Origin of the sequence: Sandarakinorhabdus sp. (assembly GCF_040398665.1) — a bacterium.
Classification (GTDB): domain Bacteria; phylum Pseudomonadota; class Alphaproteobacteria; order Sphingomonadales; family Sphingomonadaceae; genus Sandarakinorhabdus.
The window spans coordinates 200,592-227,110 of sequence record NZ_JBBATQ010000001.1 but is presented as its reverse complement, the minus strand read 5'-3'; the positions used below and the strand labels follow the sequence as shown (position 1 = coordinate 227,110).

19 protein-coding genes are annotated in these 26,519 nt (G+C 65.6%); 12 read left to right on the top strand and 7 right to left on the bottom strand.

Features of this window, described 5'->3' with window-relative positions; all coding sequences use genetic code 11:
* Window positions 1–20 precede the first annotated feature (20 nt).
* Both ggt and ABWP22_RS01040 read left to right on the top strand, forming a co-directional pair.
* Window positions 21–1,754 (top strand): gamma-glutamyltransferase, encoded by a 1,734-nt coding sequence (ggt, locus tag ABWP22_RS01045; RefSeq protein WP_353198070.1) that lies wholly within the window; start codon window positions 21–23, stop codon window positions 1,752–1,754.
* A gap of 44 nt (window positions 1,755–1,798) precedes the next feature.
* Complete coding sequence (locus tag ABWP22_RS01040) at window positions 1,799–3,652, top strand: AMP-dependent synthetase/ligase (protein ID WP_353198069.1); 1,854 nt, start codon at window positions 1,799–1,801, stop codon at window positions 3,650–3,652.
* 147 nt (window positions 3,653–3,799) lie between these two features.
* Here the strand turns inward: ABWP22_RS01040 and ABWP22_RS01035 are convergent, their stop codons facing one another.
* Both ABWP22_RS01035 and ABWP22_RS01030 read right to left on the bottom strand, forming a co-directional pair.
* The gene (locus ABWP22_RS01035; RefSeq protein ID WP_353198068.1) at window positions 3,800–5,770 is read right to left on the bottom strand and encodes a transglycosylase domain-containing protein; all 1,971 of its coding nucleotides are present in this window, start codon (window positions 5,768–5,770) and stop codon (window positions 3,800–3,802) included.
* Window positions 5,770–7,362, bottom strand: coding sequence for a peptide chain release factor 3 (locus tag ABWP22_RS01030; RefSeq protein WP_353198067.1), 1,593 nt, complete (start codon window positions 7,360–7,362; stop codon window positions 5,770–5,772). The genes ABWP22_RS01035 and ABWP22_RS01030 overlap by 1 nt, the downstream gene beginning before the upstream one ends.
* 202 nt (window positions 7,363–7,564) lie before the next feature.
* On the opposite strand from ABWP22_RS01030, the gene ABWP22_RS01025 reads away from it, so the two are divergent.
* From ABWP22_RS01025 to ABWP22_RS01015, 3 genes are all read left to right on the top strand, one after another.
* The gene (locus ABWP22_RS01025) at window positions 7,565–8,614 is read left to right on the top strand and encodes a D-alanyl-D-alanine carboxypeptidase family protein (protein ID WP_353198066.1); all 1,050 of its coding nucleotides are present in this window, start codon (window positions 7,565–7,567) and stop codon (window positions 8,612–8,614) included.
* A gap of 10 nt (window positions 8,615–8,624) precedes the next feature.
* Window positions 8,625–9,011, top strand: a complete 387-nt coding sequence (locus ABWP22_RS01020; protein WP_353198065.1) for a RidA family protein — start codon at window positions 8,625–8,627, stop codon at window positions 9,009–9,011.
* 612 nt (window positions 9,012–9,623) lie between these two features.
* Window positions 9,624–10,730: a hypothetical protein gene (locus ABWP22_RS01015; protein WP_353198064.1), complete on the top strand. Its 1,107-nt coding sequence runs from the start codon at window positions 9,624–9,626 to the stop codon at window positions 10,728–10,730.
* Between the two features lie 55 nt (window positions 10,731–10,785).
* Here the strand turns inward: ABWP22_RS01015 and ABWP22_RS01010 are convergent, their stop codons facing one another.
* Window positions 10,786–11,532, bottom strand: a complete 747-nt coding sequence (locus tag ABWP22_RS01010; RefSeq protein ID WP_353198063.1) for a class I SAM-dependent methyltransferase — start codon at window positions 11,530–11,532, stop codon at window positions 10,786–10,788.
* A gap of 89 nt (window positions 11,533–11,621) precedes the next feature.
* On the opposite strand from ABWP22_RS01010, the gene ABWP22_RS01005 reads away from it, so the two are divergent.
* The 7 genes from ABWP22_RS01005 to ABWP22_RS00975 all read left to right on the top strand — a co-directional run bounded on the left by ABWP22_RS01005 (window position 11,622) and on the right by ABWP22_RS00975 (window position 17,013).
* Window positions 11,622–12,041, top strand: coding sequence for an ABA4-like family protein (locus ABWP22_RS01005; RefSeq protein WP_353198062.1), 420 nt, complete (start codon window positions 11,622–11,624; stop codon window positions 12,039–12,041).
* Window positions 12,038–12,232, top strand: a complete 195-nt coding sequence (locus ABWP22_RS01000; protein ID WP_353198061.1) for a DUF1289 domain-containing protein — start codon at window positions 12,038–12,040, stop codon at window positions 12,230–12,232. The genes ABWP22_RS01005 and ABWP22_RS01000 overlap by 4 nt, the downstream gene beginning before the upstream one ends.
* A complete protein-coding gene (locus tag ABWP22_RS00995) occupies window positions 12,229–13,236 on the top strand; it encodes an LLM class flavin-dependent oxidoreductase (RefSeq protein ID WP_353198060.1) in 1,008 nt (335 codons plus the stop codon). Before ABWP22_RS01000 ends, ABWP22_RS00995 begins: the two co-directional genes overlap by 4 nt.
* 97 nt (window positions 13,237–13,333) lie before the next feature.
* Window positions 13,334–13,768, top strand: a complete 435-nt coding sequence (locus tag ABWP22_RS00990) for a UDP-N-acetylglucosamine--LPS N-acetylglucosamine transferase (RefSeq protein ID WP_353198059.1) — start codon at window positions 13,334–13,336, stop codon at window positions 13,766–13,768.
* Window positions 13,765–14,253, top strand: coding sequence for a glycosyltransferase (locus ABWP22_RS00985; protein WP_353198058.1), 489 nt, complete (start codon window positions 13,765–13,767; stop codon window positions 14,251–14,253). Before ABWP22_RS00990 ends, ABWP22_RS00985 begins: the two co-directional genes overlap by 4 nt.
* Window positions 14,250–15,050, top strand: coding sequence for an acyl-CoA thioesterase (locus ABWP22_RS00980; protein WP_353198057.1), 801 nt, complete (start codon window positions 14,250–14,252; stop codon window positions 15,048–15,050). Before ABWP22_RS00985 ends, ABWP22_RS00980 begins: the two co-directional genes overlap by 4 nt.
* A gap of 31 nt (window positions 15,051–15,081) precedes the next feature.
* Entirely contained in the window at window positions 15,082–17,013 is a 1,932-nt protein-coding gene (locus tag ABWP22_RS00975) for an alkyl/aryl-sulfatase (RefSeq protein WP_353198056.1), read from the top strand.
* A gap of 71 nt (window positions 17,014–17,084) precedes the next feature.
* Here ABWP22_RS00975 and ABWP22_RS00970 read toward each other — a convergent pair whose 3' ends face one another.
* Genes ABWP22_RS00970 through ABWP22_RS00955 form a run of 4 tightly spaced genes read right to left on the bottom strand, consistent with a single transcriptional unit; the run spans window position 17,085 to window position 26,464 of the window.
* Window positions 17,085–21,305 carry a hypothetical protein gene (locus tag ABWP22_RS00970; protein ID WP_353198055.1) on the bottom strand — a complete coding sequence of 1,407 codons (4,221 nt, stop codon included), beginning with the start codon at window positions 21,303–21,305 and terminating at the stop codon, window positions 17,085–17,087.
* Window positions 21,306–21,307: 2 nt separating this feature from the next.
* A complete protein-coding gene (locus ABWP22_RS00965; protein WP_353198054.1) occupies window positions 21,308–23,161 on the bottom strand; it encodes a hypothetical protein in 1,854 nt (617 codons plus the stop codon).
* A 1-nt stretch (window position 23,162) separates the two neighbouring features.
* Entirely contained in the window at window positions 23,163–25,139 is a 1,977-nt protein-coding gene (locus ABWP22_RS00960) for a heme-binding protein (protein WP_353198053.1), read from the bottom strand.
* Window positions 25,136–26,464 carry a multiheme c-type cytochrome gene (locus tag ABWP22_RS00955; RefSeq protein ID WP_353198052.1) on the bottom strand — a complete coding sequence of 443 codons (1,329 nt, stop codon included), beginning with the start codon at window positions 26,462–26,464 and terminating at the stop codon, window positions 25,136–25,138. The genes ABWP22_RS00960 and ABWP22_RS00955 overlap by 4 nt, the downstream gene beginning before the upstream one ends.
* Window positions 26,465–26,519 lie beyond the last annotated feature (55 nt).

The window sequence follows — 26,519 nt, the reverse complement described above, 5'->3', positions numbered from 1 at the left end:
CGGCCTAAGGTGCAGGCACCATGATACGCTTCACGCTCCTCGCCGCTTCCCTGCTTGCCACCGCTGCCGCAGCCCAGCCCATACCGAAAGACGCTGACAGCGGCCCGGTGCAGGCCGCCAGCACCGCCGGCGCCGGGCCATTCAAGGCCGTGGTCTCGGCCGCCAATCCGATGGCGTCCGAAGCCGGCCTGTCCATCCTGAAACAGGGCGGCAGCGCGGCCGATGCCGCCATTGCCACCATGCTGGCCTTGACCGTGGTGGAGCCGCAATCGAGCGGCATCGGCGGTGGCGGCTTCATCGTCTATCAGCCGGCCAAGGGCGCGCTCGGCACCATCGATGGCCGCGAAACCGCACCGGGCGTCGCCAGCCCGAAACAATTCCTCGATGAGGCCGGCAAGCCGATGCCGTTCATGAAAGCCGCCACCGGCGGGCGCAGTGTCGGCGTGCCGGGCAATGTCGCGCTCGCGGCTGAGGCGCACAAGCGCTGGGGCAAGCTGCCGTGGGCGAAGCTGTTCGAACCCGCCATCCGCCTGGCGGAAGGCTTTGCCATCTCGCCGACCATGGCGCGCTTCATCGCCTTCGGACAGGACAGTCTGAAGGTGGCCGGGCCTGAGGGCCGCGCGCTTTATTATGACAAGGATGGCGCGCCGCTGCCGGCTGGCACCATTTTCCGCAACGACAAGCTCGCTGCCACGCTGCGCACGATTGCGGCGCAGGGGCCGGATGCCTTCTACAAGGGACCGATCGCGCAAGGCATCGTGCAGACGGTATCCAGCGCCGAGGCCAATCCCACCGCGATGACGCTGGCCGATGTCGCCGCCTATCAGGCCAAGGTGCGGGAACCGGTGTGCGGCACCTATCGTCAATACAAGGTGTGCGGCATGGGCCCGCCTTCGTCTGGCGGAACCGGCGTGCTGGCGATGCTGAAGCAACTGGAACGGTTCGATATCGCCGGGTTGGGCAAGGACAATCCGGTTTCGTGGCATCTGTTCGCCGAAAGCCAGCGGCTGGCCTATGCCGATCGCGAAAAATGGATCGGCGATCCGGGTTTCGTGGCGGTGCCCACCAAGGGCCTCGCCGATCCGGCCTATCTGACCGCCCGGTCCGGGCTGATCAACGCTGGTACCCGCATGGCCAAGGCGGCCGCCGGCATGCCGGCCGGCGCGCCGATGGCGCGGGTGACGGCGGCCGACAATGAAGTCGCCGGCACCACCAATTTCGCCGTGGCCGATACCGCCGGCAACATCACCACCTGGACCTCGACGGTGGAAAAGAGCTTCGGTTCCGGCCTGGTGTCGAACGGCTTCGTGCTCAACAATGAACTGACCGATTTCAATTTCGCGCCGGAAGATCAGGGCGTGCTGACCGCCAACCATGTGCAGCCGGGCAAGCGGCCACGCTCTGCCATGTCGCCCACCATCGTCTATGATGCCAAGGGTCAGCCGATCCTGGCCATCGGGGCCGCCGGCGGGGTGACCATCATTGCGCAGGTGACCAAGGCGATCATCGGCGTGCTCGATTGGGGTCTGCCGGTGGAACAGGCGATTGCCCTGCCGCAATTGATCGCCATTGGCGATCGCCTCTCGGTGGAAAAGGGCACGTTCCTCGAAACGATGATCCCGGCCCTCACCGCCATGGGCCATCAGCCGGTGGCAACCGCGCTGCCCTTGAAGCTGAACGGCGTGCAGCGCGTGGCGGGTGGCTGGCGCGGCGGCGCCGACGCGCGCGGCGAAGGCCGGCCGGCCGGATACTGAACCAACAAGATGGCGGCGAAATACGCTGCTGCGGGGAGAGGGTGATGTTGCCGAAATTGCCGCCGTTGCGGCCCGCCGCCATTGCGGAACGCATCGATCAGACGCCAAATCTGGTGACGATGTTCCTCGATCGCGCCGATGAACAGCCATTGTTGCCGTTCCTGACAGCCCGGATCGGCGGCCAGTGGCGCAGCATGAGCTGGGCCGAGGCGCGCGACGCGGTGGCCAGCCTGTCGGCGGCGCTGATCGCGAACGGCATCAAGCGCGGCGACCGGGTGTGCATCGTTTCGGAAAATCGCCCGGAATGGTGTCTGGCCGATCTGGCGATCATGGCCGCCGGTGCGATCAGCGTGCCGGCCTACACCACCAATACCGAAGCCGATCATACCCATATCCTCACCAACAGCGGCGCGCGCGCCGTGGTGGTGTCGGGGCCGAAACTGGCGAAAAATCTGCTGCCGGCGATGCTCGCCACCGAAGCCTGCCGCATCGTTGTCACCATCGATCCCGTGCAGGATGTGCAGGGCCTGGCCATCCACGAATGGGGCAAGTTGATCGCCAGCCGCGGCGCCATGCTGGATGATGATCGTGCGGCTGCGCGCGCGCGCGCGACGATGAGCCGGGATGATCTTGCCTGCCTGATCTACACCAGCGGCACCGGCGGCGCCCCGCGCGGCGTGCGCCAGCATCACGGCGCGATTCTGCGCAACATTTCCGGCGCCATCACCGTGATCGAACAGGATTTTCCCGATCCGCCGCCCGAAGCCAAGGGCGAGATCTTCCTGTCGTTCCTGCCGTTGAGCCACGCCTATGAGCATACCGCCGGGCAATATATGCCGATGGGGATGGGCGGGCAGATCGTCTATGCCGAAGGCCTCGAAAAGCTGGCCAGCAACATCGAGGAGGCGCGCCCGACCTTCATGGTGGTGGTGCCGCGCCTGTTCGAAGTGCTGCGCATGCGCATTGCCAAGCAGATCGAGAAGCAGGGCGGGCTGGCGATCACCCTGCTCAACCAGGCGCTCAACATCGCGCGCAAGGAAGCCAAGGGCGAATCGCTCAATCTGGCCGAAAAGCTGATCGATCAGGCGCTGGAACGCACGATCCGCAAATCCATTCGCGCCAAATTCGGCGGCCGCCTGCGCGGCATGGTGGCCGGCGGTGCGCCGCTCAACCCCGAAGTCGGCATCTTCTTCACCGCCATCGGCATCCCCATCCTGCAAGGCTATGGCCAGACCGAGGCTGGCCCGGTGATCAGTTGCAATCGCCCGCGCGCCCGGTTGAAGATGCACACGGTCGGCCCGCCGCTTTCCGGCGTCGAGATCAAGATCGCGCCCGATGGCGAGATATTGGTGCGCGGCGAGCTGGTGATGGACGGTTACTGGATGAACGACGCCGAAAGCCACAAGGCGTTGAAGGACGGCTGGCTCTATACCGGCGATATCGGCCACATCGACAAGGATGGCCATCTGGTGATCACCGATCGCAAGAAGGACATCATCATCAACGACAAGGGCGACAATGTTGCGCCCCAGCGCGTTGAAGGCATGCTCACCCTGCAGGACGAGATCGCCCAGGCGATGGTCTATGGTGACAAACGCCCCTATCTGGTCGGCGTGGTCGTGCCGGAAGCCGAATGGGCGCTGGGCTTTGCCCGCGACAAGGGCCTGCCGGCCGATCTGCACAAATTGCGCGATGAACCCGAATTCGTGCGGGCGATGCAGGCGGCGGTGGACCGGATCAACCAGCGGCTGAGCGTGATCGAAAAGGTGCGGCGGGTGATCATCGCCGATGAACCGTTCAGCACCGACAACCAGCAATTGACGCCATCGCTGAAGATCCGCCGCCACGTGCTGCGGCAGGTCTATGGCGAGCGGCTGGACCGGCTTTACAAGGATTGAAGCGGGGGATTGAGGGCTGCCAAATCCCGGTCATGCTGAACTTGTTTCAGCATCCATGGGAGGAAGATGCCATGCGATCGCTCGACGGGACAAACGCCCATGGATGCTGAAACAAGTTCAGCATGACGCGTGCTCTTTTTTGGTTGGTCAGCCCTGAACGTCTTGCGGCGGGACTTGCGGTTCCGGAATCGATGGTGCCGACGGCTCGACCACAGGTTCGGTCGGCGGTTCGACCGGCGTGCCATCCAGGTTCAGCGACATGCCCTCCATGTCGAGCGCCAGCGCGTCCATGTCGACCTCGACCGGCGCCACTTCGGCTTCGCGCTCCAGCCGGCCTTCGGATTGCAGCGCCGCGGTCATGAAGCCCCGCCACAGCCGCGCCGGCAGGCCGCCGCCCACCAGGCTGGCCGCCATCGGCGAATTGTCATCATTGCCCACCCAGATGCCGACCACCAGATCGCCGGCAAAACCGATGAACAGCGCGTCGCGGTGGTTCTGCGTGGTGCCGGTCTTGCCCCAGGTCGGCATCGACAGCCGCGCGGCGTTGCCGGTGCCATTGCGCACCGCCGATTGCAGCAATTGCATCATGTCGGCGCGCACCGGCCAGCTTGTCGCGGTGGCTTCGGGCGGCGTGACCTTTTCAGGCCAGGGATCGGCGCGCCACAGGCCGGTGGCGCGCACAGGATATTTGCCGCTGGCCACCGCCGCAAAGGCGCGCGTCATGTCGATCAGCGGGATCGGCGTGGTGCCCAGCGCCATCGCCGGATAGATGCTCACGCCGCCTTCGATGCCGAGTTTGCGCACCTGCCGCGCCACTGCCGATATGCGGACCTGCTGCGCCAGCTTGACCGCCGCGATGTTGGAGCTGGCCGCGAACGCCGTGGCGATGCTGATCGGGCCGCGGAAGCGCAGATCATCATTCTTCGGCGCATAGCATTCACCCGGCTGCTGGCCCGGCTCGCAGATTTCGATGGGTTCATCGACGATGGTGTCACCGGGCTTCACCCCGGCTTCCAGTGCGGCCAGATAGACGAACAACTTGAACGAGCTGCCCGGCTGGCGCTGGGCCTGGGTGGCGCGGTTGAAGCTGCTTGTCCGGTAATCCGTCCCGCCGACCATCGCCACCACCCGGCCATCCAGCCGCATCGCCACCAGCGCGGCCTGCGTGACGTTCAGGCCCCGGGCGCGCGCCAGACCATCGGCGATCATGTCTTCGGCGATGCGCTGCAATTTGGGATCGAGCGTGGTTTTCACCACCGTCTCGCCATAGGCGGCATCATTGGCTTCCCGCGCTTCGGCCAGCACCCAATCGGCAAAATAGCTGCCGGTGGGCAGCGGCTTGCGCCCCGGGCGATAATCGGCGGCGCGTGCGGCCTTGGCCTGCGCCGCCGTGATCGCACCGGTTTCCACCATCGCTGCCAGCACCTGCACGGCGCGCGCCCGCGCCCGATCCAGATGCCGCGATGGCGCCAGCCGCGACGGCGCCTGCACGAGGCCCGCCAGCATCGCGGCTTCCCCCAGGGTCAGTTGTTCGGGGGCCTTGTCGAAATAGGTGCGCGCCGCCGCGCGGATGCCATAGGCGCCATCGCCGAAATACACCGAGCTCAGGTAATTCTGCAGGATCTCGTCCTTGCTCAGCCGCGCTTCCAGATAGAGCGCGATGATGATCTCCTGCAGCTTGCGCTTGATGCTGCGTTCGGCGGACAGGAAACTGGTCTTGGCCAATTGCTGGGTGATCGTCGATCCGCCCTGGCGCACCCCGCCAGCCTGGGCATTGGTGACCAGCGCACGCAATATGCCCATCGGATCAACGCCGAAATGCTCATTGAACCGGCGATCCTCGATGGCGATCAGCGCGGCGGGCACATAGGCCGGCAGGCGCGCGATCAACACCGGCTCTTCCTTGTAATCGCCGCGCCGCGCCATCGGCTTGCCGGTCATGTCGGTGATCACCAGGCTGGGCTGCTTCAGTGGCTCCAGCGCCCGGCCGAGTGGTGCGGTCGCCACCAGCCAGGCCAGCAGCGCGGCGAGCAGCCCGACAACTGCCACCACGAACCACCAGCGATACGGCCGCACCTGCCTCCAGATGGTTCCAATGCTGGCGGGCAGGCTGGCCATCACGCACGTTCCCGTGTGGCGGAAAAGCGGATGGCCGGATAACGGCCCTGCACGAAATTCAGATCCCAATTGTCGCGCGCCATGAAAACCGGCGCGCCGTCGCGGTCTTCGGCCATGGCGCTGCGATGCTCCTCCATGAAGCTTTTCACATCGGCCGGTGCGCCGCCGATCCAGCGGGCGGTGTCATAGGGGCTGGCTTCGAAACTGGCGGCGACGCGATATTCGGCCTCCAGCCGGCTGATCAGCACCTCGAGCTGCAACTGGCCGACCACGCCGACAATCCACTGGCTGCCGATGGCCGGCTTGAACAATTGCGTCACGCCCTCTTCGGCCATATCGGTCAGCGCGGTTTTCAACTGCTTGGATTTGGTCGGATCATCCAGCCGCACGCGCCGCAGGATTTCCGGCGCGAAATTCGGGATGCCGGTGAACGTCACGTCGTCGCGCTCCACCAGGCTGTCGCCCACCCGCAGCACGCCGTGGTTGGGGATGCCGATGATGTCGCCCGGCCAGGCTTCGTCGGCAATCTCGCGGTCCTGCGCGAAGAAGAAGATCGGCGAGTTGATGGCGATCATCTTGCCGGTGGCCATCTGTTTCAGCTTCATGCCGCGCCGGAAGCGCCCGCTGGCCAGCCGCAGGAACGCGATGCGGTCGCGGTGCTGCGGGTTCATGTTGGCCTGCACCTTGAACACGAAACCCGAAACCTGCGCGCCCATCGGATCGACCGCCGCGGGCAGCGCCGGTTGCGGGCGGGGGCTGGGCGCCAGATTGGCCAGCGCTTCGATCAGATCGACGACGCCGAAATCCTTCAGTGCCGAACCGAAAATCACCGGGGTCAGCGCGCCGGCACGATATTGCTCGATATCCAGCGAGGCATAGCCGCCTTCGGCCAATTCGGCCTGTTCGCGCAACCGCCCGGCCATCGGCCCGGCCAGCGCATCGATGCGCGGATCATCAAGGCCCGTCACCTGCACGACATCCCCGGCCAGCCGGCTGTCGCTGCCATCGGGCCGGTGAAAGCGATGTGTTTTCAGATCATAAAGCCCGGTGAATTCGCCGCCCATGCCGGCCGGCCAGTTCAACGGCGCGACTTCCAATGCCAGCATGTCGGCGATTTCATCGAGCAGATCGAACGGGTCGCGGCCTTCGCGATCCACCTTGTTGATGAAGGTGATGATCGGCACGTCACGCAGCCGGCAGACTTCGAACAATTTGCGCGTCTGTGCCTCGATGCCCTTGGCGGCATCGATCACCATCACCGCGGAATCGACGGCCGTAAGGGTGCGATATGTGTCTTCGGAAAAATCCTCGTGGCCCGGCGTGTCGAGCAGATTGAAGGTGATGCCGCCGCGTTCGAAGGTCATCACGCTGGAGGTGACGGAGATGCCGCGCGCCTGCTCGATCTTCATCCAATCCGATCGCGCCCGGCGGTTTTGCCCACGGGCGCGCACTTCGCCGGCAGCATGGATGGCACCGCCGAACAGCAGCAATTTCTCGGTCAGCGTCGTCTTGCCGGCATCGGGGTGCGAAATGATGGCAAAGGTCCGCCGCCGCGCGACCGGACCGAGCAAAGGGGAAAGGGGCGCGTTCATCAGGGGAGCGGCATCCAACAACAGGCGCGGCGCATGGCAGATGTGCGCATAAAGGGCAATGGGGCCGCAATCTTGCGCGAGGCCATGCGTGGTTTCACCGTGCATTTGCTGCGACAGGGCGCAGCACCGGCAATCGCCCCCTATGCAGTGGCGCGACAATCAGGTTAGAGTTCGAATTGGGGATGTAGAGGGAGCAAAACGCTTGTCGATCAAGGCTCTGGCGCGATGTCTTGCAGTTCTGCTGGCGTTGCTGGCGCCATCTGCCTTTGCTGCAAGCCTTTATTCCGCGCCGCGCTATGCCGCGATCCTGATCGACAATGCCACCGGCGAAGTCCTCTATGCCCGCCGTGCCGATGAAACCCGCTATCCGGCGTCGATCACCAAGGTGATGACGCTCTATGTGGCGTTCGAGGAAATCGCCGCCGGCCGGCTGGGCCTTGATGACAATATCCGCATCTCCCGCCACGCTTATAATCAGGCGCCGTCAAAGCTCGGCCTGCGCGTTGGCGCCACGATCAGCATGCGCGATGCCATCGGCGTGATGGCCACCAAAAGCGCCAACGACATTGCGGTCGCCGTCGCCGAACATATCAGCGGCAGCGAAAGCGCCTTCAGTGCGCGGATGACGGCAACCGCCCGCCGGCTGGGCATGATGGGCTCGGTGTTTTACAACGCATCGGGCCTGCCCAACCCCGATCACACCACCACGGCGCGCGATATCGCGATCCTGTCCCGCGCCATGCTCCGTGATTTTCCCGATTTCTACCCGGCGTTCAGCCAGGCGCACTATCAATATCGCGGCCAGGCCGTCGCCAATCACAATCATCTGCTGCGCACCATGCCCGGCGTCGATGGCATCAAGACCGGCTTCACCAATGCGGCTGGTTTCACGCTGGCCGCGTCCGCCGTGCGCGATGGCCGCCGCCTGGTCGCCGTCGTGCTGGGCGGCCCAAGCCGTTTGGGCCGTGACAACAATGTCGAGGATCTGCTGAGCATCGGCTTCGATGTGCTGGCTGCGCGCGCGCAAGGCCAGAGCTTCACCGTCGCCAGCCGCTTTGCCGAGCCGGACGATTTGCCCGATGCGGTGATGGATGTGCTGGCCGGCGATGTGGCGGCGATCGACGGTGAAGTCCAGCAACCGGTGCGCGCCGTGCAGCAGGTGGACGTCGCCAGCGCCATCAGCACGCTGGGCGAAACCGGCCTGTCCGCCCCGCGCCTCGCCGGCGGCGGCGGTGGCCTGCCGCGCCGCTGATCCACATCCCATGACCATCACGCGCATCCCCTCCGGCGCGCCGTGGGAGGCCAAGGTCGGTTACTGCCGCGCCGTCGTCGCCGCGCCGTTCGTGTTCGTGTCGGGTACCGTCGGCCGCAATCCCGACACCGGCGACCTGCCGCCCGATGTGGAAGGCCAATGCGCCAACGCACTGGCCATCATCGCCCGCGCGCTGGCCCAGGCCGGCAGCGATTTCGCCCATGTCGTGCGCGTTACCTATTACCTCTCCAACCGCAGCGATTTCGAACCCTGCTGGCCGCAACTGCGCGCCGCCTTCGGTGACAATCCGCCGGCGAGCACGGTGATCTTCGCCGATCTGATCGACCCGGCGATGAAGATCGAGATCGAGGTGACGGCGGTGTTGCCGTCGGAATGAGGGGTAAGGCCCGGAACTCAGATATTCCCGCGGGGTCGTACGCGCTCTGGAAGCCGCCGGTCGTTCCTTCTCAACCGGGCGAGCCACAACGACCGACCCTGGCACAATGCCGCTCATCCATCAGGCTGCGGTGGGCGACAGTTTCCGATAACAAGCCGGAGATTGGCGAGACGGGCCATCGAGCTTTTGATTGGATCACGCCAATGTTGCCAGTGCAGCAACTCTGCCGGATAGAGTGACGTGGCCATCGATCCGCCAAGTCGTGCCGGGGAAACCACTCTTGCCTGCATCTTGTATCGTCCTCTCCGGCAGACGCCGGAACGCCGCCACGGCCAAACGCTTGGTCGTTGCTTTCGCTGCCTGGGGACTTCGCGTCTGGCGGGACACTGCGCTGCGCTTGCGCGAGGCCCATGATCAGGCGGCCAAGGCGGTGGCGGCGCAAGTCTGCCTCCCGTGCTGCCGTCACTTCGCATGAACGGCTACTGGCCCAGCCCGTGGCCTGCCGAGGATGGCGGGTCCCGGCGGCTGGCCGTGCCCGTGCAGGGTCAGGGCTTTGCGATTGCCCCGGGCGAACGGCTGGCCGTCACCACGCGCAACACGCTGATGTCGACGATGACGGTGCTCGGCGATGCGGGCGAGGTCTATCTCCTCACCCACTCTGCGCTGCGCGGGCAGATCGGACTGCCGACAACATCGCGGGTCGAACGGATCGATCCCCTGACGTTGAAGACCATCGATCGTTCGCCCAGGCTTCCGGGCGGGCCGATGTGGCCGGGCGGCATGGCTGTCCACGTCAATGGCGACCTCTACGTGGTTTATGGCCGCTGGGCACACCGGCTGGACCGGCGCTGTCGGCTCAAGGCATCGCTGCGATTGCCCGTTGATCTCGCCTATAATTCGTTCGTCGTGCTCGACAACGGGCTGATCGTCACCAAGAACCTGTCCGAAACAGTAACTGCGTGCCTCACGGTCATCGATCCAGAAACGATGACCCCGGCCTGCGCCGACATTATCTGCCCCGAACCGTCGATCGCGCGGCTGAGCGCGATGGGCGATAAGGTCTATGTCATCGGCGTGCGATCGATTTTTCGTTACCAATGGACAGGCGCCACGCTGACGCGCGATCCCGACTGGCGTTTTGATTATGCGCAGGGCACGCAACAGAGCCACGGCTGGGACGTCGTGCTCGATGGCCAGCAGGCCTGGTTCATGGATAACGGCCGCCATCGCTATCGCACCAGCATGATCGGTCGCGGCGTGGTGCCCACACCCAACCGGCTGATCCGCGTCTCGCTTGCCGATGCGGCCGATCACGATGCGATTGAAATCAGCAGCATGATCGGCGGCAGCGTGACCAACCCGCCGCTGATCGATCCGGTGCGAAAGATCGTGATCGGGTTTGATTCAGCCAATCGTGTGCTGGCAGCGTGGCGATTCGGAACAGGCTTGGTCCCGCTGTGGCGCAAGGACCATATTGGCGCGGCGAGCCATATGCTGCTTGATCCTTGCTCCGGCCAGATCGTGACCAACGATTACACGCCGCGCGGTGGGGAATCCGTGGTCGTGCTCGATATCGAGACCGGTGCCGAACGGGCAAGGGCGCTGATCGGCGGCATGATGCAGGGGGTGGTGTTTCCGTCGATTGGATGGGATCGCGATTTCTACTGGTGTTCGATGAGCAAGCTCGCGCGCGTCTCCATCGCCGGCCAGCCAGGCTGAACAAGGTGCCAGCCCTTGCGCCATCACCCCGGCGAACGCCGGACTGAAGGGAAGATCAGGGCTTCACGAACCGATAGTAGAACCGGTTCGTCTTCCCCCGAACCGACGGATCGAACACCAGTTTCGCCGGATCATCGCCGGCCACTTCCAGGATCGGCACGCTGCCGGCAAAACGGAAGCCGGCGCGGGTCAGGTCGGCTTTCACCACTTCGGCGTCGATGCGGTGGGTCTTGTCGGCCTGGGCGCGGCTGTCCATGCCGGGCAGGCCGTAATGATCGATGATGATCACCACGCCGCCGGGCTTCAGCGCGGCGAACAGCTTGGCGTTGTAGGCATCGACCTCGGTGCGCGGATATTTATACTGGGCGCTTTGCCAATAGAGATCATGGTAGGTCAGGTGGAAGAAGGCGGCGTCCAGCCCGTCCGGCATTTTCGCCTCGCCGGGCGCGCCGACGATCAGTTCGGCGTTGGGCTGGCGTTTCTGCAGGGCGGCCCAGGCGGCGGCGGTCTTGGGATCGTCCATGTAACTGACCGGCTCGACCGCAAACACCCGGCCCTTGGGGCCGACATGGCGCGCCAGCAGCTCGGTGTAATAGCCTTGGCCGGCCATCACATCCATGACGCGGGCGCCGGGGCGGATCAGGCTTTGCGCCAGCACCGCCGCCGGCATCCGGCCCGCATCGAGCGCCACCATTTCGGCCGGCCGCCCCGGCGCGCCGACGCTATCGGCCGCTGCAGCGGGGGGTGCCGCCGCCATCAGCAACAGGGCCATGCCGGCCAGACCAACAATGCGCATCTTCATCCTCCCCTGCGGTTTGTGGCATCCTATCGCAAGCTGGCGCGGCTTGCCATGCTTGACCGCGCACGGCCACACCGTCACTGTCCGCCACGATGACGCCTGACAGCCTGTTCCAGATCGCCAGCACCGTGGTGTTGCCCGGTTGGGCAGCGCTGGCCTTCGCGCCGCTGGCCCGCGCCCGCTGTGTGCTGATTGCGCGCATCATCGCGGTGTTGCTGTCCGGCCTCTATGTCTCGCTGCTGGCGGCGGGGCTGGCCGGTGAAGGCCCGCCGGCCGGTGCCAGCTTCGATACGCTGGAGGGTGTGCGGCTGCTGCTGTCATCGCCGGCGGCGCTGCTCGCCGGCTGGGTGCATTATCTGGTGTTCGATCTGTGGGTGGGCAGTTGGGAGGCCGAGGATAACAAGCTGCCGCACTGGCTGCTGCTGCCCTGCCTGGCGCTGACCTTTGTCGCCGGGCCAACGGGGCTGCTGCTCTATCACCTGCTGAAGGCCGCGCGGACGCTGCGGACATGAGCGAGGCCCGCACTGTCGCCAGCCCGTGCACCAACGTCTGCCGCATCGATCGGCGCAGCGGCTGGTGCGAAGGCTGCCGGCGCAGCATCGACGAAATCACCCGCTGGTCGGTGGCCAGCGACGATGAACGCCGCGCCATCCTGGCGGCGCTGCCGGGGCGCACCATCCCGAAACGGAGCCTGTGGCGATGATTCCCCTCTCGGTTCTCGATCAGACGCCGATTGCGCAGGGCATGACCCCGGCGCAGGCGCTGGCCAACAGCATCGATCTGGCCCGCCACTGCGAGGCGCTGGGCTATCACCGCCACTGGTTGGCCGAACATCACGCCAGCCACGCACTGGCCGGCAGCGCGCCGGAAATCCTGATCGGTGCGGTCGCCAGCGCCACCAGCCGCATCCGCGTCGGTTCCGGCGGGGTGATGCTGCCGCATTATTCGCCGCTGAAAGTCGCCGAACAGTTCAGCCTGCTCGCTGGCCTCTATCCCGGCCGCATCGATCTGGGCCTGGGTCGCGCGCCGGGCAGCGACCAGCGCACGTCGGTGGCCCTGCAGCAGGATCGGCGCCAATATGCGCCGAACAATTTCCCGCAACAGCTTGCCGAGCTGATCGGCTATCTGGAGGGCAGCCTGCCCGAAGATCACCCGTTCGCAGCCTATGCCGCCACACTGCCCGGCCAGCCGCACGCGCCCGAACCCTGGGTGCTCGGCTCCTCGCCGGACAGCGTGGCCTTCGCGGCTGACATGGGCCTGCCCTATTGCATCGCCGATTTCATTGCGCCGCGGCAAGGCGCGCTGGCGGCGCAGTATCGTGCCCGCTTCGTCCCGCGGCATCAGGGGGATCAGCCGCGCGTGATGGTGGCGGTATGGACCGTGTGTGCCGAAACCGATGCCGCTGCCCAACGCCTGGCCGCACCTGCGCGGATGATGTTTGCCCACATGATGATGGGCAAATCCATCGCGGTGCCGGATCCGGATGTGGCGGTGGCGTGGCTCGCCGATCGCCCGGAAGTGGCGCGCGGCTTTGCCAGCCGGCGGGTGGTGGCGGGCAGCCCCGCCACGGTGCGCGCCGGCCTGGAAGCGGTGGTGCATGAATATCGGTGCGACGAGCTGATGCTGGTCAACATCCTGAATGGCCATGATGATCGCAAGGCCAGTTACACGCTTGCGATGGATGCCATGGCGATGGTCCCCGCCTGAGAAGCAATTCTGAACAGTGGATTTTGTGCAGCGCAGCGCCTAATGCCCCCATCCTTGGGCTTCAGCCGAATCACGGGGTCAGACAATGCAGCGGCGGGTGTTGGCAATCGCATCGGGGGGCGGGCATTTCGTGCAGTTGATGCGCCTGGCCCCGGCCTGGGCGGGGCATGCGGTGTCCATCGCCACGGTCGATCCCGGTACCCGCCTGTTGGCCGGCGATGCGCCGTTCTTCACCTTCCGCGATGTGTCGCGATCGGATTGGTGGCGCATCCCGCTGGCCACGCTGGATATTGCCCGAATCCTGATCACCGTGCGCCCGCAGGTGATCATCACCACCGGCGCGTTGCCCGGCCTGATCGCCTCGGCGCTGGCGCGGCCGTTCGGGGTGCGCAGCCTGTGGGTGGACAGCATCGCCAACAGCGAAGTTCTGTCGGGCAGCGGCGGCCAGGCCGGCAAGCTGTGCAACCAGGTGATCACGCAGTGGCCGCATCTGGCCAGCGGCAAGACCGAACACTGGGGCAACGTGTTGTGAGCCTGTTCGTTTCGGTGGGATCGATGATGCCCTTCGATCGGCTGTGCCGCGCCATGGATGAATGGGCTGCGGCCAATCCGGGCGTCGCGGTGGAAATCCAGATCGGCAAGGGCGCCTATGAACCGCGCCACGCCCGCTGGGTGCGCAGCCTGCCGCTGGCCGAATATCAGGCGCGGGTTGCCGGCTGCGCGCTGTTTGTCGCCCATTGCGGCATGGGGTCGATCATCACGGCGATCCAGGCCGGCAAGCCGATCCTGATGCTGCCGCGCAGCCACGCGCTGGGTGAACACAACACCGATCACCAACTCGCCACCGCCAAACATGTCGGCATTCGGCCCGGCCTGCACCTGGCCGCCGATGCCGATGATCTGAAGGCCCGCGCCAGTGCCTTGCTGACCGATGCCGGCCAGGCGCCGGCGCCGATTGCGGCGCATGCCGATCCGGCCTTCACGGCGCGTATCCGCGCCTTTATCGAGGCGGCATGATCCCCATCACCCCCGGCGACACGCCAGGCCATTATCGCCTGACCGTGACCAAACCCCTTTGTGTCGGCCCGCCAGATTCGATGTTCATGTTTGGCGGCATGGGTCTGGCCAGCGCACTGGCCGCGGTGGAGGCGCACACCGGCCGACCGACGGTGTGGGCGGCGGCGCAATATCTGTCGTATGCGCGGCCTGGCACCGATCTCGATCTGGAGGTGGTCGTGCCAGTGGCCGGCAAGCAGACCAGCCAGGCCCGCGTCATCACCCGCGCTGGCCATCAGGAGATCATCACCGTCAACGCCGCGCTGGGCAGCCGGCCAGACAATCCGCATCAGCAATGGGCGGAAATGCCCGACGTGCCGCCACCGCAGGATTGCCCGCCTATGGTGATCCGCTGGAACCGTGACCGGGATGACCTCAACAGCCATTTCGACCGACGGGTCGCCCATGGCAGTTTTGGTGCGGCGCGCGGCACCGCGCCGCCCTCTCCCGATGGCATTGGCAGGCTGTGGGTGCGACCCAGCGATTTGGCTGTGCCCATCGATCGGCTGGCGCTGGCGGTGATGGCGGATTTCCTGCCGTCGGGCGTCGGCAATGCGCTGGGCGCGCATGCCGGCGGCAACAGCCTCGACAACACCATCCGTTTCATGAATGTCGTGCCCACCGAATGGGTGCTGGCCGATATGCGCATCCATGCCGTGCATGCCGGCTTTGCCCATGGCCGGGTGCATCTGTTTGCCCAGGATGGTACGTTGATGGCCACGGCCAGCCAGAGCATGATTGTCCGTATTCACAGTTGAGCAGGGGGCAGCGCAGGCGTAGCCTTCGGTCATGACACCGCATCTCATCGCCCTGCTGCTCGCCTCTGCCGCCGCTGCACCGCCCACCAGCCCGTCGTCAAGTCCGCAGGTGCGGGCCGACAATGCAGCGCTGGCCGCCACGCTGGATTGGGCGGACGAGCAGGATTTCGATTTCGCCTCGCGCGGCTATCTCGGCACCATCGCTGACGGCAAGATCAGGGACGCCGCCGGCAACGTGTTGCGCGATCTGGCCGATGAAGCCCAGTTCAGCGGCGCGGCGCCCCCCACCGTCAATCCCAGTCTGTGGCGCAACGCGGTGCTCGGCGCCAAGCACGGGCTGTTCCAGGTGGCGGATGGCATCTGGCAAGTGCGCGGCCTCGATCTGGCCAACATGACCGTGATCCGCGGCGCCACCGGCTGGATCATCGTCGATCCGCTCACCGGGGCCGAATCGGCGCGCGCCGCGCTGGCGCTGGTGACGGAGAAACTGGGCCAGCGGCCGGTGGTGGCGGTGATCTATACCCACAGCCATGTCGATCATTTCGGCGGCGTGCTTGGCGTTACCACCGCGGCCGATGTTGCGGCCGGCAAGACGGCGATCATCGCGCCCGATGGCTTTCTGGAACATGCGGTATCGGAAAATGTCATCGCCGGCCCGGCCATGCTGCGCCGCGCGACCTACATGTTCGGCACCACCTTGCCGCGCGGGGCGACCGGGCATGTCTCGTCCGGCCTGGCGGCGATGGGCACGCCGGGTACCTATGGTCTGATCCCGCCCACCGACAGCATCACGCCCGGCAACGATCGGCGGGTGATTGATGGGGTGGAATTCCAGTTCCAGCTGACGCCGAACACCGAGGCGCCAGCCGAAATGAACTTCTATCTGCCGGCGTGGCACGCGTTGTGCCTTGCGGAAAATGCCAATGCGTCGCTGCACAATCTGCTCACGCCGCGCGGCGCGCTGGTGCGCGATGCGAAGGGCTGGGCCGATTATCTGGTGACGGCGCGGCGGCGTTGGGGGGCTGATGCCGATGTGCTGTTCACCAGCCATTTCTGGCCGCGCTGGGGCAAGCCGCAGATCAACGATTATCTGCTGCGCCACGCGCAGGCCTACGCCTTCGTGCACAACGAAAGCGTCCGCCTGATGAACCAGGGCCTGAATGCCGTGGAAATCGGCGAGGCGATCCAGTTGCCGGCGCCGCTGGCCAGGGCGTGGTTCAACCGGCCCAATTATGGCAATCTGAAATTCAACGCCCGCGCGGTCTATCAACGCTATCTGGGTGCGTTCGATGGCGATCCCGCCAATCTCGATCCGCTGCCGCGCGCCGATCTGGCGCCCCGGCTGGTGGCGCAGATGGGGGGTGCCAAGAAAGTGCTGGCGGCCGGCAGGGCGGCAGCGGCCAAGGGCGATGACCGCTGGGCCGCGACCTTGCTCTCTACACTGGTCCGCGCCGCGCCCGACACGCCGGGCGCGAAGCCGGCTCTGGCCGCTGTGTATCGGCAATTGGCCTGGCGCGCTGAAGCCGCGCCGTGGCGGGATTTCTACCTCACCGGCGCGCAGGAACTGGAACAGGGGATCAAGCCCAGCCCGGTGACCAATGCGGCGGGCATTGCCGCCAATCTGTCGGTGGCGATGCTGCTCGATTCGATGAGCGTGCGGGTGCTGCCGGAGCGCGCGATCGCGCCGATGACCATCGCCTTCGAGATTCCGGACACCAAGGAACGCCATCTGGTGACGGTGGGCAACGGCGTGATGCTGCACGAACTGGCCTCGACCGACGCGGCGCAGGCAACGCTGGTGGTGCCGCGCCGCGCGCTGATCGGCCTGATCGGCGGCGCGGTGAAAGCGCCCGATCTGATGGCGGCGGGGCAGTTGCAGATCAAGGGTGATCTGGCCGTCATTCAGCGGTTCATGACGTTGTTCCAGCCGCCGAAGGGCGATTTCCCGCTTGTGGCACCGTAGGAGGCAACCCTGTTCAAGTCATGCAGGGTTTGATCCAGCATGACGGGTTGTTTATGGGCGGTGCCGGCCTGTTATTTCCGCAGCGGTGACCAGTCCGTCATGCTCACCCGGTCGGTCACACGATAGGGTTGGCCATTTTCCCCGACGAAGAAGCGCTCCGTCTCCTTGCGGTTGAACGGGCGTGATCCCAGCCGGCCGAGGATGGCGATCTGGCCGCCGGTTTCATCGACGGCGCGGTCCCGGTCCAGCCCCTTGGACACGGCCAGTGCTGGCCGGCCGGTACGGGCAAAGGCGATCAGTTCCGGCTTGGGCCGCGGCGAGAAGCCATAGAAGGCCGGCTGGCTGTCCGGGCTGGTCAGTTGCAGCACTTTCACGCCGTTCTTGCCATCGGCCACATAGGCGAACAGCGTGGCGTTGGTGCTGGCCACCACCACATCCTCGGCATCGTTCAGCGTGCCGTCGGCTGTGAAGCGTTGATAAAGCTGCGGCGCCAGCGGCTTCTTCACATCGACGATGATCAGGCCCTCGCCCTTGGCCGCGACATAGGCATAGGTGCGCGCCAGATAGAATTTGCGCGCGTCGGCAATGGCAAAGGTCGCTTCCGGGCGATGAATGGGTTTGGCCAGATCGGCGATGTCGAAGACTTCCAGGCCCTTGGCGGTGGTCACCCACAGATAACGGAACTGCACCGCACTGGCGCGCGCGTCCGTGAGCGGCAGCGCGCTGGTCAGCTTCGGCGCCTTCGGATTGTCCAGGTTGATCACCACCAGGCTGCGCGGCGTGGTGACATAGGCCATATGGCCGGCCAGCGTGATGTGGCGGGCACCGGTCAGCACGCCATCCGGGTTCCATGCCGACTTGCCGCCTTCAAGCACTGTGCGCTTCAGGAAATTGTTGCGCGGTTCGCCATCGGCCAGCGTGTCCACATCGACCAGCACCAGGCCCTCGATGCTGTCGGTCACCACCGCATAGCGGTAGATTTCGTGCATCTTCTGCTCCTGGTTGAAGCCGGCGAGCGGATCGGCCAGCGCTTCGCCCTTGGCGCGCGCGCTCTGCTCGCCAACGATCTTGTCATTGCGCGCCACCGAGATCGATTGGGTGGTGGCGATGGCCATGCAGGTGGCATTGCTGGTTTTCACCTGGGCATCATGGCCCAGCGCCGAGAAGGGCGATTTGACGATGCGTTCCGAAACGCCCTTGTTCGAAAGATTGGCAATGTCATAGGCGACAAAGCCGCCACGGCCTTCGGCAACATAAAGATACTCGCCGCGGTTCTGGATGCAGCGCACTTCGCCCGACGTGGCTTGCGTGATGTTGCGGATCTCCTCGGCCGGGTTGGTCTCGCCCGACAGGCGCTTGTCGAAGATCTTGCCACGCGTCCAGTTGATCAGCTCGCGCTTGTTGCGCTCCACATGCAGCTTCCAGAAATCCGGATAGGCATAGCGGTGCAGGTAGGAACCGAACACCGCCTGCGGTTCGCCGAATTCGGTGACGCGCACGGCTTCGACGCCACGATCCAGGCCGAAAAACGCGTGCATGCCGACGAAATTGACGAAATTCGTACCCTGCAACGTGAGTTGGGCGAGAATGGCATTGTTGTCGTCATCCTCGCTGACATGGCAATCGGTGCAGGTCTTGGTTTCCTGGGTGCGCACCGTGTGCGGGAAATGCGGCGCGAAGGCCTGGGACGAAAATCCCGATGCCGAGATCGGCGTCTGCTGCACATACAGCCGTTCGCGGTTGATGTTGGTGGAGGTGAGGATCAGCGCCGATGAGGAGCGGATCGGCGCGATGATGCTGCCCTTGCTGGTCTGGTGGCGGCCGAGCTGGAACATCTCGTCGCGCGCCACCTGCGGGTTGTAGGTGGCGTAATTGCGGGTCTCCTGCTCTTCATATTTGTTGGTCTTGGCTTTCCAGTTGGCCTCGATCGGCAGGTGGCAGCCGCCGCAGCTTGTGGTCCAGCTGGTATGGCAGCTGAAACAGGCCATGTTGTCGTCGTTGTGGGCCCGTGCGGCCACGCCGGGGCCAAAGCTCATCTTGCCGCCGGTGGCTGCCAGCGTGCCGACCAGCTTGGCGCGCGCCGCCTTTGCGTTGAAATCCGGGTGGCCCTGGGTGACGCTGTCCTTCACCAGCTTTACCCGCCAGACGAGGCTGGGATCGCTGGCCGAACGCTGCACCAGCACGCGGCGGCCAGCGCTGTCCTGGCTCCATTCGAAGCGCAGCCGGCCATCGGGGTTGCGGATGAAGGACAGATCGGTGCCGGCCGGCGGTGCGGCCAGGTTGGAGGTGCGCAGCGTGGGGTATTTGTCGGCAGTGCCGTGGCAATCCTTGCAGCCGATCTCGACACTGTTGGCGACTTCACCGTGGATGAAGCCATTGCCGTGGCTGTCTTGCGCGAAATGGCAATCGGCGCACTGCATGCCCACTTCGGTGTGGATATCCATCATGTGCACGGCCTTGCCGGGCTGGCCGGGGCCGGGCACGGCGGCGGGCTTCACGAACTGCGGGGTGCCGGCCTTGCGGAATTTTTCCGGGTCATTGGGATCGATGATGTGCGCGGTATCGGTGCCCCAGGTCGCCATGTTGCCGCCGGCATCGAGCAGATTGCCTTCACGGTCGCGCTTGTAGACGGCGCGGAAATTCCAGCCGTGGCCGTGATAATCGGCCATCTGCGTGTCCTTCATGGTGCCGTTGCGATCGTTGACCGTGCGCAGGAAGTCCACGTCGCTCCAGGCCCCGCGCGCGGCAGCGCCTTCCGGGTTGCGATCATTGGTTTCGCGCACTTGCGCCGCGGTCGGGTAACGCTGGCGTTTGAACAGGCGCTGATACTCGTCCTCGCTCATCCCCGGCGGCTTGGGATAGGGATTTTCGGCGCCCGGCCACATGCGCGGCGCATCGCTTTCATAATCCCACATCGTGTAGCCATAGTAGGTGTTCACGAACATGTTGGGCTGGTGCATGTGGCAATTCATGCACAGGGACGACGGCATGGCCCGCGTGAAGCTGTGCTTGAGCGGGTGGCCGCTTTCGGTTTTGGAAATCGTCGGGTCGGCGCTCTGGCTCTGCCCGTCGCGGCCACCGGCGGCATAGACGCTGCTGTGCCGGATCTCGCGATCATTGGCATAAACGACATGGCAGGAACCGCAGCCGGAGGTGCGATAGTCGCCCGGCTGATCATTGGTGCCCATGAACCAGGTGAAGGGATCGTTGAGGCGGGTCTTGTGGATGTTGATCACCGGCACGGCGATGCGCAGGCCGGTGCCGGGGCCGCGGTTCGATTGGCGGATGTCGGGACGGCCGGGCTCTTCCAGCCGCTGGATGGCGCCCAGGCTGTTGGGCAGGCCGATTTCGGGAAAATTCGGGTTGATGTTGCGGCCGCCGCGCTCGAACACGCGGAAAATGTCGCCGGGCGGGATCACCTGCCAGGCCGGCAGCGGCGCCAGGAACGGCAGGCTGCCACGCGCCCGTTCGGCGGCGGTGAGGCTGCCGATGCCCGTGCCGCCATTGCCGGGCGCCCACACCAGCGCCGGCAGGCTTTCATCGTGGTGGCCGCCCGCGGCTGCTCCATGCCCACCGGTCGCCGTACCATGGCCGGCTTCGGGGGCGTGGCCGGCATCATGCTTGATGCCGACCTCGCCATGGCCCGAAGCATCGCCATTCCACGCGCCGAGCAGCGCACTGGCCTGGCCGGGGCGCACATAGGCTTCGCCCAGCACATAGTTTTTGTACGGCAAGATGCCGTTGTTGTACGATGCGCCGCCGAACAGCATCGCGCCAGTGGCCATCAGGCTGCGTTCGGCGCGCTCGATGATCTCAAGGTGGCAGGCGCCGCAGGCATCACGCGCCGCGCGATAATCGGACGGGTTCACGAACCGCACGAATTCCGGCGTTTCGCGATTGAGCAATGTGTAGCTGCGCTTGGGGTTCGCCGAGGATGGGAAATGCCAGGCTTCGGGGAAGCGTGGCAGCACATGGGCTTCATCGCGCAACTTGATATAATTGCGGTCAGTCGCTGCAAGCGTGGCAGATGCCACCACCTTCGGGTCACCACCATGGCAATCGGTGCAGCCGAGCACGACCGATTTCGGCGCATGCATCGTCACTTCGTCGCTGGCGGTGTGGCAACTGATGCAACCGGCCGATTTGGCATCGGCATCCGTCTGCACCTGCCATTTCGGGGCCGGGGCGGCGCGCACGCGGGCGTAGTCGCGCTCCACGGGCAGCTCGCCTTCGGATGCGATGGCAACGCCGACCAGCGGAATCAGAGCCAACAGGGCGAGACGTTTCCACATGATCAATAAGCCAGCACAGCGTTGAACAGCACCGAATAATAGCTGCCGTTGCGGGCAGAGTTGGTGAACAGATCGCGGAAACCCGCGCCGGGTTTCAGCGTAGCGCCTGACAGGCGAAACACCAGATTCTGATTGAAATGCGGGCGATAGGTCGCCGCGGCCGACACATCCCAGCCGATATCCTTCGGGATGGAGCCCTCAACGCGCAGTGCCTGCAAGGTGGCCGTGGTGGCAAACCACAGATGGTTCACATTGCCGGACACACGCAGTTCCGGCAGCACGTCGAAATCCGCGCCCGCCCCCAGCAACATCGTGCCGGGATTGGTGAAATTGGCCTGGCCCTGTTCCTTGGATGATCTGAGATCATTGAGGATGCCGTTGCGGCTGTTCACCGAAATCACCCGGCCGCCGCCCGCGAACGGAATGGTCTGCCGCACCCAGTAACTCGTGTCGGCGCCGGCGAACTGCGGATTTTCAAAGATCGCCGCATAGCCGCTGTCGACATCGTCATGGGGGTCGCTGTCCCCCGACGCATAGAGCGCCGAACCGCGAAACCGCACCCAGCCGCGATCATAGCTGGGCTCGAACGCCACGAACCAGCTGTTGATCTTGGCGCGTCGGTCGGTGAAAATATTGTTGCGATTGCTGCCCGTCGCGTGCGTGGCGCTGAAGGTCAGGTTCAGCCGGCCGATATGGCCATCGGCGTTGTAGCCGAGATAGACGACATCATAGGCGCGACCCCGCAATGTGCCGACCAGCGCCGGCCGCACCGGGAAGCCGTTGGTATCGAGCTGCACATCATCGCGTTCACGGTTGATGTTCCATGTCACGCTGACCTGGCTGGTCAGGCCTGGCAACGGCAGATCCTGACGATAGAGATTGGCGACCAGCACATAATCCTCGCGCGGGCGGCGCAGCACGGCGTTCAGGCCGCTGTTGCTGTCCTTCTCCAGCCGCAGGAACGCGGCGAGGTTGTATTGAAACCGGTTGTTGTCGCGGTTGCCGAACAGACGGATGCCGAGCTGATTGTCCTGAAACAGGAAGCCGCGGAAATCGCTGGAGAAGGGCTGGATGCCGAAGCGGATCGAATCGAAATCATAGCGATCAGACGTGTTGCGCAGGTGATAATCGAAGAACAATTCCTGCACGCCGACAAACGCATCGGATCGCAAGCTGCGCCGCGACGGCAGCACCGACAGCACCCGGCGCTCCGGCACATCGACATGGTTGAAATTGAAGGCGATGACGGCGCGCAGCTCATATTCGGGCGGCTTGAAATTGGTGCTGCCCTTGATCAGCGCGGCGCCCAGAATGAAGGTCTGCGCGAATACTTCGCTATATTGCCGGCCGAACACATCGTTGCTGCCCGGCCGCTCGGTGGTCTGCACGCCAACCGGGATGGGGAAGCTGCGCGGTTCAGCGAGCGTGTCCGAAATTGCCGTCAGTTGCACGAACAGATCATGGGTGCCGCAGATCGGTCGGTCACCTTTCAACGTGTTCTGATTATAGGGGTCCTTCCAGTTGGACTTGACCAGCCCCAGCGTTTCGATCAGCCGCCAGCGATCCGGCACCGGCAGATGATCGGCCGGAAAATCACCCTGTTTTGGCCAGGCCACCGCGCCATCATTGGCCTGGACGATCGGATCCCAGGTTTGCGCGCCGCCAAGGCCGGGCACACGGCGGCCGGGCGGGGCTTCGGCATCGGGATCGACCGGCATCGATTCCGCTTCGGCCGGCAGGCGATCCTTGGGCGGCGCGATTTTCGCATAGCAATCAAACCATTTGCCGAACATTTTGGCTTCGGCCGGCGCCGCGCTGGCCAGCAGCGCCAGCATCAGAAGACGGCGGCCCGCCATCTCAGCGCGCCTGGCAGACATTGTTTTCCGCCGTATCGACAAAGGGCGCGAACGGGCAGCCGACAAAGCGCAGCCGCACGCGCGTGCCGCCGGCCAGCGGCACCTCCACCTGATCGGACCGGATGCCGGCGGGCGGCAGGCCGATGGCGCCCGACAGCCGCAACCCGGCGTTCGATGCGCCGAGGAAGCTGATCATGTCATCCTGATCGATGCCGTCGCCGGACACGCCGATGGCGCCGACCAGCGTGCTGCCGCGATAGATCGGCACGGCGCCGGGGAAGATCTGAATGCCGTTGGCCAGCCGGTTCTGCCCGCCCGGCGTGTTCGGCAGGAAGGTGCATTGCCGCGGATCGCCGCCGCCCAGGACCTGCACCAGATTCTGGATGATCAGCGCCGATTGCAGCCCGGTGGAAAACGGCGACCAGCCGCGAATGTCCCGCGACAGCGCGCCGGGCGGCCGCCCGGCTTCGCCATCGGGGAAATAGGGGCGGGCAATATTGCCGATGGCGCGATTGCTCACGCCCACGGCCCCGGTGAGGAAGCCGGTGTTGCCGAAGAAGGCATTGGAGCGGCCGACGAAATCGCGGACATTGGCATCGCCGGCGCCGGCCGCTGTGGTCACCGCGCCCAGATCGGCGGCGGCGCGCGGATTGGAGAAAAAGGCGGCCGTGCGTGCCTTCTGCAAGCTGACATCGATGCCGAACACCGGCGCATCGGGGGAGCGCACCAGCCCCAGCACGGCACCGCGTGTGTCCACCACGCTGATCGACACCTGGGCGCGGCTGTCGAGCGGCTGGCGGATCTGGGCGCGGGCACGGGTCATGATCGCGAACGCCTCTTCCAGCACGGCGCGCGCTTCGGCTGCCGTGATCGGCTGCGCAACATCGCCGGCATCGGTAGCGGCGCGCAGCGGATAGCGGCCCAAGCCGGCCCCGTCTGACAGCAGATAGGCATCGGGATGGTTGAATTCGGCCAAAGTCGCCGGGCGGACGCCGCTGGCCTCGCTGCCATAGGCGGTGCCCGCGATGATGCTGGCCGCGTTGAAACCGGCCACGGCCACCAGCGCGCCGGTCAGGCCCGCGAACGGCGGCGGGCTGGCGGGATTGCTCTTGAATCCGCTGGCGACGGCATCGCTGTAACGCAGCAGCGTGCCATCCACTGAAATCCGTTCGGCGCGGATGGCTTCGGGTGCGGCATGGCCCGCCGTGGCGGCCAATGCGATATGTTCTTCATCGTCGTTGTCGACATCGACGACTTCGGCATCAAAGCCATAATCGCCATCGGCCATGATGCCGACTCCGCCCACCACCACGCCATTCTTGTACAACGGAAAGCCACCCGGATCGGCGGCGAGCCCAAGCGGCGAGCGCTTGGGGCCGATGAACGGACTGCCCACGCCAAAGCGCGTCACCAGATCGGAACAGGGCAGTTGTGAAAACTGCACGCCATAAAGCGGGCCGGATTCAAGCCCGACGGTGCGCGCCGAGGGCGGAAAATGCGGCTGCACGATCATCGATGCAGTGCGCGTGGAAAACGCATTGCCGCCCGACGACAGATAGGCGCCGGTGACCGCCTTGGCGATGGCGGCCAGTTCGGCGGGCACCGTCACGCCCTGCGCATCGATATTGGCGCCATTGGCATTGGCGCGGGTGGTGGCGGTCGTGCGGGCGCCGGCCATGCGATAGACCGCCAGCACATTGCCGACCCGGTCCACCACGGCGATCACGGCCGGCAGGCCGCGCGCGCTGGCCTCTGCGGCGGCGCGGGCGATGATCGATTGCACGTCGGTTACGGTCAACGCTTCAGCGGCGGGCCGTGTGAACACGCTGGCTGGCACCGCGGGCGCGGTTGGCGTGGGCGTCACGCCGCCAACACCGCCGCCAGCCACCGGGCTGGGCGGCGCGCTGCTGCCACCGCAACCGGCCAGCAGCAGTGCCAACGCCGCCACGCCGCCCGCGATGCGTGGGCGCAGCTTCATTGCAACGCCTGAACCCGGTTTGCCACCTGGGCCAGTGTGGATCGGAAGGCTGCCGAATCCCAGCGATTGGCGTCGCGGGCCAAGGCATAGGCCCGGTCCAGTTCGGGCCGCAGCGCCAGCGCTGCGCCGCGATCAATCTGGCCGGCTGCCACCAGCGCGCCAATCAGCGTGTCGGCGGCCATCACCGCCTGCACCCCGCCCTGATAGTCGGTGTAGGCCGGCGCATTGCCGACCAGCACGGCGTTGATCAGCGCAAAACTCTGCGCGCGATCAAAGCTGGCCGTGGCCATGCGCCGGGCCAGCGCCGCAGCCGTGGTTTTCAAGGCCGCCGCCGCCTTCATGGCCGTGGTGCGATCCCCGGCCATGGCGGCATGGAAGGCGCGCGACTGCCCATCGAAACTGCGCGCCAGATCGGGCGCCGCGACCCGCGCCGCGGCCATCAGCATGATCATCTGTTCATCGTTCCACACCGGCTGACCGGGCGGAATCGGCCGCCAGCCGTTGGTGCGCGCCTGCGGGGTCGCCGCCGGATCGTCGCTGAAGCTGCGATGGCAACTGCGGCAATCATAGAAATAATAATCCGCCCCCGCCACGCTGGCCGGCACCATCGGCAGCAACGCCAGCGCGCGCTCCACCGCCAGCGCCTGGCCCACCGCCCAGGTTTTCACACCGCCGGCGATGCCCTTGCGGGCGCGATAATCCGCATCCTCATCATGATGGCGTTGCAGGCTGGTGAACAGATCAAGTTCAAAGGTGATGCGCGGGTGGCCTGCGGCCATGATGCGGTGAAACACGAATTGGCCCGGCTTGTCCGAACCGAAATGGCAATCCAGGCACACGCGGGCGCGCACCAGCGGATCGTTCATCGCCCACATGCCGCGCCCCACATTGTCGGCATGGCTGGCCTTCACGCTGGCATGGCTGGCCAGCCAGTTGGTCGATCCGCCGTGGCATGCCTCACAGCCCACACCATCGGATTGCTGCCATCCAGGCCCGCGCACCGGCGCCGGATCGCCGTGGCAATTGATGCATTCCGGGCTGGCGTTCACATTGGCGATCCCCAAACGCCGGCCGATGGCCTGAGCGCGCGGCTGTTCCAGCACCCGCCAGGCGCGGCTGTGCACGCCGGTCAGGCTGGCTGGATCGCTCCAACTCATTACTTCATTCTGGCGCACCCGCGGCCCGGTGGCTTCCTGCCGGCCATGGCAGGTTGAGCCGGCGCAGCTCGCGACGCCCTGGTGCAGGGCACGGTCATGCCCGGCGGCCAGCGCAGGGCGGCCAAAACCAACGCCCAGCAGGATCAGCAGGGCAGCAGCGCGCAGCATCCGCTGAAGCTGCGTGCCGGATGCCCCCTGGCCCACGCCTGTTCGATGCCATTGC